The organism is Stenotrophomonas sp. GD03654, assembly GCF_029845105.1.
Lineage (GTDB): Bacteria > Pseudomonadota > Gammaproteobacteria > Xanthomonadales > Xanthomonadaceae > Stenotrophomonas > Stenotrophomonas africana.
On the sequence record NZ_JAOCLC010000109.1, the window covers coordinates 1 to 9879 of the forward strand.

Consider the following 9879-nt stretch of genomic DNA (forward strand, 5'->3'; position numbering starts at 1 on the left):
TGGCCGATGAGGCGGCGGACACGCGTATTTCACTTCAGGTTGCCAGCCCCGGGAGGAGACTTGCGCCATACCGGACCTCAGGAGATGGCCATGAAGACCTCGACCCGACTGCTTGTGCTGGGCACCCTGCTGGCAGCAACGTCCGTTGCCGGCGCGCAGACCTACGGGCCGCGCGACGAAGGACGCAAGTTCAACGATGGCAGCCGCGTGGTCTGCAAGAACGTGGAAGTGCAGCGCAACTCGCGCGATCCCAACCGTATCGCCGGTACCGCCACCGGCGCGGTGATTGGTGGTCTGCTGGGCAACCAGGTGGGCGGTGGCAATGGCAAGAAGCTGGCCACCGTGGCCGGTGCCGTAGCTGGCGGCGCGGCCGGCCGCCAGATCCAGGGCAACAGCCAGCAGAAGAACGGCGACCGCGTGGTCGAACGCCGCTGCGAACGCGTCTACCGCTGATAGGTTACAGCCAGACCTCGTTTCCCCCTTCCACACCGCAGTATGTATTTCCCGAACGCCGGCCCCGTGCCGGCGTTCGTCGTTGAGCGGCCCCGTATCGCGGAGCGCAGCCCGGTGTCTATACTGCGCCGACTTCAACGGATGAACGCCCAGTGAACGAATCACCCCTGGCTGAGTCGCGCGCGCCGGCTGTCGAGGTCGATCCAGCACCGGAAGCTGCAGCGCGCTTCGGCCGACTGCGTGAGCGTACCGACGAGCTCGAACTGTTCATCTCTGGCCTGCTGGCGTTCGCACTGTTGGCGGTACCAGGCTACCTGTTCGATGCGTGGGCACGCAGCAGCCTGCACACAGAAGGCATGTACTTCCAGGTGCTGTGGTTTGGTTTCAGCATCAGCGTGGGCATGTGTTACGTGCTGGCGGTAGCGCTGATCGCGCACCTGACCGTGCGCGGCTACTGGATAGGCCTGATCGGGCTGAAATCGCACTTCCCCAAGGGCATCGACTGGGAACGGCTGCCGCAGATGGGCCCGGTATCCCGCGCCTTCCTCAAGGCCCGCGACGGCGGCCTGGACGGCAGCATCGAACGCGCTGATCGTTTGGCCACCATGCTCTTTTCCACCACGCTGCTGGCGGTGCAGACGCTGGCCGGCACCCTGGTGATGGCCGTGCTGACGTTGTGCGTGGCGATGGCGATCAGTGCGCTTGCCGGCGGTTCCGACCGTGTGGCCATGATCGTGGTCGGTACCGTGCTGGCCAGCCTGCTTGTGCTCGCACTGGTTCCTGCACTGCTGGAGCGTGTCATTGCGCGCCGGCAGCGGCGCGACCAGGCCTATGACGGCCTGCAGCGGTGGCTGCAACGCTTCCTGGCGGGCCTGCAACGGATTCCCCTGCTGCGCCTGATGCAGACCATGCAGCTGACCCTGCAGAGCAACCTGCGCTCGCGTTCGTTCATGGCGGTCTATCTGCTGGCGGTGATGGTGGCCATGGTGCTGGGCGCGGTGCAGGTGCTGGGCTCGGTGAAGTTCTCGCTGTTCAACCGCTACCAGGTGATGACCGACGAGGCCGTCGAACACGGCATGTTGAGCGCGCACTACGAATCGATGCGTTCGGCGCACGATCAGCTGCTGCCGTATCCGATGATCCCTTCGGACACGATCAGTGGTTCACGCCTGCGTGTGTTCATTCCACACCGCCCCCAGCGCGACAACCCGCTGGCGCGCCAGCACTGCACTGCCTCGCCCGCCGCACGCGATGAAGCGACCGGCGCAAAGGCCGCCAGCGCAGCGGTGGAGTGCCTGTCGCGGTTGTGGCGGGTGCAGCTGGATGGCACGCCGGTTGACCTGCACGACTTCATGCCGATGGAGCGCCGCGATCTCGACATGCGTGGCCTGGTGGGCTATCTGCCCATGGCGACGCTGGCACCCGGACGCCATGACCTGAGCCTCGTCTGGAATGCCGAAGGGGGCGAACGCGACCCGGAGCGACGCCGCGAGTACCGCATTCCGTTCTGGTACGCGCCCGACCCCTGAATAGGGGACGGAGGGGATCAAGTCGCAATCCCTCAACCTTGCCGTTTACGACTTAATCCCCTCCGTCCCCGTTGGGGCGAGGAGGCGCCAGGTGGCGAGGCTGCCGTAGAGCAGCAGCAGGACGGTGAGGGTGATCAGTTCGTGGCTGACTTCGGCCAGACTGGCATCCATCTGGTTCAGGCGGACCATCAGGTTGATGCCCGAAGTAGTGGGCAGCAGCTGCGCCAACCAGACCAGCGGCTGCGGCGTCATCACTGCCGGCCACGACAGGCTGGCCAGGAAGAAGAGCGGGATCGAGGTGGCGATGATGTACTGGAAGGCGCGTTCGCGGGTGCGGAAGAAACTGCCGACGAACAGGCCGAAGGCCACGGTGGCGGCGATGAACAAGCTGCCGCCCAGCAGCTGGCCGAATGGGTTGCCGCCGCGCGGGTAGTCCTGCACCCAGGCGGTGAAGCCGGCATACCAGAACAGGCCGAACAGGCCAATCAGGCCGAAGCCCATCGCCATGCCGGCCAGGGTCGGCAGGTCGAAGCGCAGGCGCCGGCCGAGTGCGAGACGACGTCCACCCAGCAGCACGCCGATGCCCATCAACAGCGTCTGGTGCACGATCAGTTCGGCTACGCCGGGCACGATGGCGCTGCCATAGCCTTCTTGCGTGTTGTACAGCGGGCGCTGCACAAGCGTGACCGGCGGTGCCTGCGGTGGACCCATGAAGGCGGCCTGGCCGACCACGGCATCACGCCCGAACGCACCCAGCGCATCAGCTACGCTGCCCAGCACCCAGCTGGCGCGGCCCAGGTAGGCACCGTTGCCAAGCAATACCAGCCTGGCCGGATGGCCGCGCAGGATGTCGCGCTCCAGGTTGGCCGGGATCACGACGATGCCTTCGGCATGGCCGGCTTCGAGCTGCCGGCGTGCGCTGTCGACGTCCGCTGGTTGCCCGACCACGCGCGCGACCCGAAGTGCATCGAGTTTTCGCAGCAGTTCGCGGCTGGTGGCGCTGTGGTCTTCGTCCACCACCAGCACCGGCAGGTTGCCGGCCACCTGGTGGCGGTACGCGGCCGGGTAGAAGAACGAGTACAGGATCACCGCGCCGACCATCACCACGATCGCATAGCGGTCGCACAGCACCGCCATCAGGGTCTGCCGCAGGCTGCGCCAGAGTGCGCTCATGCGTCGGCTCCCGCCGGTTGCGCGGCTTCGGGCGTGCGCGCGAAGGCGATCAGGCGCAGGCCGCCGATGCCACCGGCCACGACCGCCATCAACAACAGCGTGGCCAGTGGCCATACCGAGACCTGCAGCGGCGAACCGATGAACTGCTGCTGGGTCTGCAGCTTGATGTAGGCGCTGAGCGGCAGCAGCTGGTGCCAGACGCGGGTGAACAGGGGGCCGTCCAGTACCGGGAATGTGGCGCTGGAGAACGCCAGTGCGGTGCCGATGCTGAGGCCGACCGCGGACAGTGCGGTACCCATGTCGCGGGTCACGCCGACGAAGAACAATGCGTAGGCGGCGGTGGCCAGGTAGAACAACGGTTGCGCGAGCACCAGCAGAAGTACGCTGCCGGCCACGCCATCACCGCGCAGCCAGGCGAGGTAGCCGATGCCGAGCGCGCCATACAGCGAGAACAACAGGATGTACGGCGCGACCTTGCCGGCAATCGCAGCCCACGCCGTGCGGCCCAGCCAGGCGGGCAGGGTGCCGTCGCGGATCTCGCGGCCGATGCTGCCGGCCACGGCAAGCGCCAGCACCAGCGACAAGACTGCCGGGAAGATCAGCGGCAGCAGGAACAATTCGTAGCTGCGCGCCGGGTTGTAGAGGATGTCCGACTGCACCGCGATCGGTGCCGCACGCAGCTTGCCCGGGCCGACCTGCAGGCCGATGCGCTCGCGCAGCAGGCGCGCGTTCCAGGCCGATACCGCATCGCCGATATCGCGCGCCGCAGATTGGCCGGTGGTCATGTAGGTGGCGTTGTAATAGGCGAACACCGTTCCCTGGCGGCCCCGCAGCGCCTGTCGGGTGACGTCGCGCGGCACCAGCACGATGGCGAACACGTCCAGGCTGCGCAGCTGCGAACGTGCATCCTCCATGTCCGCAGGTTGGCTGGTGATGCGTACGCCGGGGCTGGCGTCGAGCATGCGCAGCAGCAGGCGGCTGTCACTGCTGTGGTCGAGGTCGACCACGGCGATCGGAATGTCGCGCATTACCGAGGGCGTGAACATCCACGCCATCACCAGCAGCATCAGCAGGGGCAGCACGGTGACCAGCATCAGATCGGCGCGGTTGCCGCGCAGCGACCGAAGCTCGCGTCGCCAACTGGCGGCGAAGCCGCCGCGGTCGGGGCTCAGTGCTGGGGCCATGCGAACAGCACGCTCATGCCGGGGCGGAAGCCCTCGATGCGGCGTACCGGGCGCACCCGCACCTCGAAGCTGCGGACATCGTAGCCGGACGACTGGCGGGTGGTACGCCAGGTCGCATAGTCGCCGGCAGGGTTGATGAAGTAGACCTCGAACTCGCCGTCCAGGCCGAGTGCCGGCACGTTGCCCTGCAGCTTGCTGCCGACCTTCAGGCCCTGCATCTGTGATTCGCGCAGGTTCATCGCCACCCACATGCGGTCGATGTCGACCAGGGTGAATACCGGGTAGCCGGCCGGCACCAGTTCGCCCGGGTCGGCCATGCGCTTGTTGATCTCGCCCGCCACCGGCGCGCGTCCTTCGACTTCGGCACGGGCGGCGTTGACTTCGGCCACCGCGCCCTGCGCCTGCTGCACCTGGCCCTGCGCGGCACGCTTGTCTTGCTCGCGTGCGCCGGCCAACGCCATGTCGTACTGCGCGCGTGCGGCACGGGCCAGTTCGCGCGAGCTGGTGGCCTGGGCCTGCGCTTCATCGCGCTTCTGCCGGGTCATCACCCCTTCGTTGAACAGGTTCTGCACGCGCTGGTAGGTGGCCTCGGCCAGCGTCGCACCGGCTTCGGCGCGCTTCCAGTTCGCTTCGGCGGCGCGGATGTCTTCGCTGCGCGCGCCTTCGTCGGCCTTGTCGGCCACTGCCTGTGCGGCGGCCAAAGCGCCGTGCGCCTGCTGTTCCTTGGCGGCCACTTCGGGGCTGTCGAGCAGGAACAGCACCTGCCCGGCCTGCACGCGGTCGCCCTCGCGCACCTTCAGTTCGGCCACGCGCGCGGTGATCTTGGCGGCCACGTTGATGGTGTCCGCATCGGCCATGCCTTGGATCTGATCGGCCGGGCTGCGCCAGGCCAGCCACAGGCCGAGCACCACTGCGATCAGCAGGACCACCAGCAGGATCGGTCCCAGCCGTCGCTTGCCCGGGGGCGTCGTCGCATCGTCGTGCAGCACATCACTCATGGTCGATCACCTCGTCCGCACGGCGCCGGTATTCTTCAAAACGGTCCATCTGTCCACTGACCTCCAGCAACTGCGCCAACGCAATATCGTATTGGTAGGCGGCCTGCGCGCGCTCGACACGGGCACCGCCTAGGCCGAGCCGTGCGTCGATTACATCAAGCGAAGTAGCCTGGCCCTCGCGGAACGCCAGCTCCTGCAGGCGCAGGTTTTCCTGTGCCTGGGCGATGCTGCTGTCGAGCAGCACGTACTGCTGGCGCGCAGTCTCCAGTTCATTCCAGGCCTTGCGCACGCCCAGTGCGACCTGGTTCTCGGCTTCGCGCAGGCCGGCTTCGGCCTGCTCCTGCTGCGCGCGCGCGGCGCTGATCTGCGCCGGCCGCGAGTTCGGCGACAGGAAGGTGTACTTCAGGCCGATGCCGAACGCCCAGTCCGGATCGGTCAGCATCTCGTCGCGGCGGCGGAAGTCGTATTGGCCGAAGGCGAAGATCTGCGGCTTCAGCTTGGCCTGCTGCACGCGCACGCCCTGTTCGGCCTGTGCCACCATCGCCCGCAGGCGTGCGATCTGCGGCTGGCGCGCCTGCGCCGTGCGCTCGAAGCTGGTCACGGGTTCCAGCGGCACGCGCTGCACGAACAGCGGCGACACCGGCTGCACCTCGCCGCCACTGCGCAGCAGCGTGGCCAGCGCTGCCTTCAGCGTGGCCAGGTCGTTCACCGTCTTCTGGTACTCGCGCTCGGCCTTGTCACGGGCCACGGTGGCCTGCAGGCGCTGGGCACGGGTGGCGAAGCCCTCGCGTTCCAGCTTTTCTGCGTCTGACAGGTGGCGATTCAAGCCATCGCGCACATCACGGCGTACGTCCACCGCCTGCTCGGCAAGGCGCTGGCCGAAATAGGCCTGTGCCAGCTGCACGGTCAGCGATTGGCGCTGTGCCTCGCGCTCGGCACTGGCCTGTTCGTGGGCCGCGCTCGCGGCACGTTGAGCGGCCGGAATCACGCCGCCGGTGTACAGCGGAAGCACCGCGGTGACGACGGGACGGGTACGCCAGTCGCGCTCGGTGAACGACAGTGGTGAATCGATGCCGAAGGCTTCAGCCACGGGGGCCAGCGAGCCCAGTGGCAGGGTGAGGGTCTTCTGGAACTGCAGGCGGCGCACTTCACCGGTGATCTCCGGCAGGCGCAGCAGGCGGGTGGCGTCCTGCAGGTCCTGCTTGTTGCGTACCGCTGCATCAGCGGCTGCCAGTGCATCGGAGACCTGCTCCAGGCGTTGCCGCGCCTGTTCCCAGTCCAAGGCGGGTGCATCGGTGAGAGACTGCGCCGCCGCAGCCAGTGGCAGGCAGGTCGCCAGCGCCAGCGCCAGCACGGCATTCGCCCGGTGCATCCTTGTACGTCGGCCGATCACGCCCATGCCGTCCCAGTGATGAAGAAGTGCGCAAACGGTAGTGCGCGTGGCGTGAAGCCGGGGTCTGCGATCATTGGTTGGTCCTCAACGAAGGGTGCCGCTGGCTGCAGCGCGCAGCGCCTGGGTGATGTGCTGCAGCGTGCTTGAGCGCACGGCTGCATGCTGCCAGTACAGTGGCACATCGAGCCAGCGGCCGGGTTCCAGTACCACCACGCGGCCGGCGCGCACAGCCGGTGCGACCAGGGTTTCCGGGGCCATGCCCCAGCCGAGTCCGCACGCGGCGGCTTCGACGAAACCGGTGGAGGAGGGCAGGTAGTGTAGCGGCGGCTGCAGCCGCGCGCGGGTCAGGCGCCGCACGAAGCGCCACTGCAGTTCATCCTTGCGGTTGAACACCAGCATCGGCGCGCGTGCCAATGTTGCGGCCTGCATGCCGGTGCTGAAGTACTGGTGGGCGAAGCGGGGCGAGGCGATGGCGTGGTAGCGCATCGCGCCGAGCGGGTGCACGTTGCAGCCCTTCACAGGCTGGCTTTCGGCGGTGACCGCGCCGAGCACACTGCCATCGCGCAGCAGCTGCAGGGTGTGGTCCTGGTCGTCCATGCGCAGGTCGAACAGGTAGCCATGACCTTGGTGCAGGTCGGCGATGGCCGGCACGAACCAGGTATCGAGCGAGTCGTCGTTGACCGCCAGCGGGATCGGCGTGCGTGCGGTGTCGTTGCCGCGTTCGGGCAGCAGTTCGGCCAACGCCTCGGCCTCCAGCGCCTGCATCGGCCGCACACGGCGCAGCAGCGCCTCACCGGCCGTAGTAGGGCGGCACGGTGCCTGACGTACCACCAGCACCTGCCCAAGCCGATCCTCCAGTGCCTTGATCCGTTGTGACAGCGCCGACGGGCTGATCGACAGGCGGCGTGCGGCGGCCTCGAAGCTGCCTTCCTCCAGCACCGCGGTAAACGCGGTCAGTTGCGGATGTACCAGGTCCACGTGGAAGCCTCTTCAGTTTTTCTGCACAGGATAAAGAAAAAACAGATTGTCTTAACCGGACCCTTGGCCGCACCCTGCGCGTCCCCTCACTGCCTGGCCTGTCCTGATGTGGATTGCTGCTACCGCTGCCGGCCTGTTCGCAGGTGCCGGCCTGATCATCGCCATCGGCGCACAGAACGCCTTCGTGTTGCGCCAGGGCCTGCAGCAGCGCCACGTGGGTATGGTGGTGGCGGCCTGCGCCGGTGCGGACATCGTGCTGATCCTGGCCGGCGTCGGCGGCATGGGCGCGCTGGTGCTGCAGTGGCCATTGCTGTTGCAGGTGCTGCGCTTCGGTGGTGCTGCCTTCCTGCTCTGGTACGGCCTGCAGGCCGGGCTGCGGGCCTGGCGAGGGGGCAGTGCACTGGCCGCCGCCGAATCGCAGGGTGGCAGCGGACGCCAGGTACTGCTGACCTGCCTGGCCTTCACCCTGCTCAATCCGCATGTCTATCTGGATACGGTGGTGCTGCTCGGCAGCCTGTCCACGCGCTACCCGGGCGATCTGCGCTGGGCCTTCGCCGCCGGTGCATGCGTGGCCAGCGTGGCCTGGTTCTGCATGTTGGGCTACGGCGCGCGCCTGTTGCAGCCGGTGTTCCGCTGGCCGAGCGCCTGGCGTGTGCTGGACGCAGGTGTTGCGGTCTTCATGCTCTGCCTCGCCACGCTGCTGCTGTTGCGCCCGCTCTAGGCCGCGTCCACCGCGCACAGTGGCGCTTCGCCAGGGCGCAGGGTCAGCACGCGCACGCCGTTGCGGGTTACCACCACCGTGTGCTCGAACTGCGCCGACAGCTTGCCGTCGCGGGTGTAGACCGGCCACTCGTCCGCCTGCTGGCGGATCGCCGGCTTGCCCTGGTTGAGCATCGGCTCGATGGTGAACACCATGCCTTCTTCCAGCACCATGCCGGTATTGGGATGGCCGTAGTGCAGGATCTGCGGTTCCTCGTGCATTTCCTGGCCAATGCCATGGCCGCAGTACTCCTTCACCACGCTGTAGCCGTGGCTGCGCGCGTGGCGGGCGATGGCGTGGCCGATATCGCCCAGGCGTGCGCCGGGGCGCACTGCGCCGATGCCTTTCCACATCGCCTGGTAGGTGGTCTGCACCAGCCTGCGCGCGGCGTAGTCGACCTCACCGACCAGGTAGGTAGTGCTGGAGTCGGCGATGTAGCCGTTCTTCTCCAGGGTGATGTCGAGGTTGACGATCTGGCCGTTGCGCAGCACGTCGGTGGTGCTGGGAACGCCGTGGCAGATGACGTTGTCGATCGAGGTGTTGAGCACGTACGGGAAGCCGTACTGCCCTTTGCTGGCCGGCCGCGCCTGCAGCTCATCGACGATCATGCGCTCGACGAACTCGTTGATCTCCATGGTGCTGCGGCCCTGCAGCGGCAGCTGGTCGAGCGCGGCGAACACCTGCGCCAGCAGGCGTCCGGATTCGGCCATCAGCGCGATTTCGTGCGGCTGCTTGATCATCGCCATGTCAGGCCCGCCCGGGGGCCAGCGTCTGCGGCTGTACGCCGGCCGCCCGAAGTTCGCTGGCGACGATGTCCTGGAAGCTCAGCGTGGGGTTCAGCTCGCAGAGCATGCCGACCCGGATCCAGAAGTTGGCCTGGGCGTTGATCGAGCGGCTGGAGACGGTGCAGGCACGGCGTAACTGGTCGTGCAGGGTGTCATCGATGTTGACGATGCCCATGGGCGGTCCTGGAGGAGTGGATATACGAAGAATATATGATTCGTATATTCGCCTCAAATCCGTATCGTTCAATCCGTGTGGGTGGCAAAGCGCAGCCGGTTGCCGTCGGGGTCACGCAGCAGCATCTCGCGGCTGCCCCATTCGGTGTCATGCGGGGGCTGCTCGATCGGCACGCTGGCGGCACTGAAGGCGCGGTGCAGGGCGTCGACATCCTCGACGATGAAGTACACCGCGCCGCCGACCTCGCAGTCGCCGCTGTGTTCGGTGAGGAAGATCGTCTGGCCGTCGCGGGTGAGCTGGGCGAACAGCGGAAAACCGGGTTCGAAGCGGTGTTCCCAGTCGACCACGAAACCCAGCCCCTGCACGTAGAACGGCAGGGTGGTATCGGCGTGGCGCATGCGCAGCTGCGGGATGACGGTCTGGGGCATGGCGAGGGCTCCGGGGTGGGAGT

11 protein-coding genes are annotated in these 9879 nt (G+C 67.3%); 3 read left to right on the top strand and 8 right to left on the bottom strand.

What is annotated here, in order from left to right:
• Positions 1 to 84 precede the first annotated feature (84 nt).
• Both N5J73_RS23120 and N5J73_RS23125 read left to right on the top strand, forming a co-directional pair.
• The gene (locus tag N5J73_RS23120) at positions 85 to 453 is read left to right on the top strand and encodes a glycine zipper 2TM domain-containing protein (RefSeq protein ID WP_049426710.1); all 369 of its coding nucleotides are present in this window, start codon (positions 85 to 87) and stop codon (positions 451 to 453) included.
• Positions 454 to 605: 152 nt separating this feature from the next.
• A complete protein-coding gene (locus tag N5J73_RS23125; protein ID WP_049446835.1) occupies positions 606 to 1982 on the top strand; it encodes a hypothetical protein in 1377 nt (458 codons plus the stop codon).
• Between the two features lie 45 nt (positions 1983 to 2027).
• Here the strand turns inward: N5J73_RS23125 and N5J73_RS23130 are convergent, their stop codons facing one another.
• The 5 genes from N5J73_RS23130 to N5J73_RS23150 form a co-directional block, all read right to left on the bottom strand.
• Positions 2028 to 3155: an ABC transporter permease gene (locus tag N5J73_RS23130; RefSeq protein WP_049446834.1), complete on the bottom strand. Its 1128-nt coding sequence runs from the start codon at positions 3153 to 3155 to the stop codon at positions 2028 to 2030.
• Positions 3152 to 4339 carry an ABC transporter permease gene (locus N5J73_RS23135; protein WP_049446832.1) on the bottom strand — a complete coding sequence of 396 codons (1188 nt, stop codon included), beginning with the start codon at positions 4337 to 4339 and terminating at the stop codon, positions 3152 to 3154. Before N5J73_RS23135 ends, N5J73_RS23130 begins: the two co-directional genes overlap by 4 nt.
• Positions 4324 to 5337, bottom strand: a complete 1014-nt coding sequence (locus N5J73_RS23140) for an efflux RND transporter periplasmic adaptor subunit (protein WP_099588546.1) — start codon at positions 5335 to 5337, stop codon at positions 4324 to 4326. The genes N5J73_RS23135 and N5J73_RS23140 overlap by 16 nt, the downstream gene beginning before the upstream one ends.
• Positions 5330 to 6736, bottom strand: coding sequence for a TolC family protein (locus N5J73_RS23145; protein WP_049446829.1), 1407 nt, complete (start codon positions 6734 to 6736; stop codon positions 5330 to 5332). Before N5J73_RS23145 ends, N5J73_RS23140 begins: the two co-directional genes overlap by 8 nt.
• 78 nt (positions 6737 to 6814) lie before the next feature.
• The gene (locus tag N5J73_RS23150) at positions 6815 to 7708 is read right to left on the bottom strand and encodes a LysR family transcriptional regulator ArgP (RefSeq protein ID WP_049446827.1); all 894 of its coding nucleotides are present in this window, start codon (positions 7706 to 7708) and stop codon (positions 6815 to 6817) included.
• Between the two features lie 106 nt (positions 7709 to 7814).
• Between N5J73_RS23150 and N5J73_RS23155 the strand changes: the two genes are divergently transcribed.
• Positions 7815 to 8429, top strand: coding sequence for a LysE/ArgO family amino acid transporter (locus N5J73_RS23155; protein ID WP_049446825.1), 615 nt, complete (start codon positions 7815 to 7817; stop codon positions 8427 to 8429).
• Here the strand turns inward: N5J73_RS23155 and map are convergent.
• The 3 genes from map to N5J73_RS23170 form a co-directional block, all read right to left on the bottom strand.
• Positions 8426 to 9208 carry a type I methionyl aminopeptidase gene (gene map / locus N5J73_RS23160; protein ID WP_049447012.1) on the bottom strand — a complete coding sequence of 261 codons (783 nt, stop codon included), beginning with the start codon at positions 9206 to 9208 and terminating at the stop codon, positions 8426 to 8428. The genes N5J73_RS23155 and map overlap by 4 nt on opposite strands.
• 7 nt (positions 9209 to 9215) lie before the next feature.
• Complete coding sequence (locus N5J73_RS23165) at positions 9216 to 9428, bottom strand: ParD-like family protein (protein WP_049446824.1); 213 nt, start codon at positions 9426 to 9428, stop codon at positions 9216 to 9218.
• Positions 9429 to 9496: 68 nt separating this feature from the next.
• Positions 9497 to 9856, bottom strand: a complete 360-nt coding sequence (locus N5J73_RS23170) for a VOC family protein (protein WP_049446822.1) — start codon at positions 9854 to 9856, stop codon at positions 9497 to 9499.
• Positions 9857 to 9879 lie beyond the last annotated feature (23 nt).

Coding starts and splice junctions, on each gene's coding strand:
- N5J73_RS23165 (WP_049446824.1), bottom strand. CDS start 9,428: ATGGGCATCGTCAACATCGATGACACCCTGCACGACCAGTTACGCCGT.
- N5J73_RS23135 (WP_049446832.1), bottom strand. CDS start 4,339: ATGGCCCCAGCACTGAGCCCCGACCGCGGCGGCTTCGCCGCCAGTTGG.
- N5J73_RS23170 (WP_049446822.1), bottom strand. CDS start 9,856: ATGCCCCAGACCGTCATCCCGCAGCTGCGCATGCGCCACGCCGATACC.
- N5J73_RS23120 (WP_049426710.1), top strand. CDS start 85: ATGGCCATGAAGACCTCGACCCGACTGCTTGTGCTGGGCACCCTGCTG.
- map (WP_049447012.1), bottom strand. CDS start 9,208: ATGATCAAGCAGCCGCACGAAATCGCGCTGATGGCCGAATCCGGACGC.
- N5J73_RS23145 (WP_049446829.1), bottom strand. CDS start 6,736: ATGGGCGTGATCGGCCGACGTACAAGGATGCACCGGGCGAATGCCGTG.
- N5J73_RS23155 (WP_049446825.1), top strand. CDS start 7,815: ATGTGGATTGCTGCTACCGCTGCCGGCCTGTTCGCAGGTGCCGGCCTG.
- N5J73_RS23140 (WP_099588546.1), bottom strand. CDS start 5,337: ATGAGTGATGTGCTGCACGACGATGCGACGACGCCCCCGGGCAAGCGA.
- N5J73_RS23130 (WP_049446834.1), bottom strand. CDS start 3,155: ATGAGCGCACTCTGGCGCAGCCTGCGGCAGACCCTGATGGCGGTGCTG.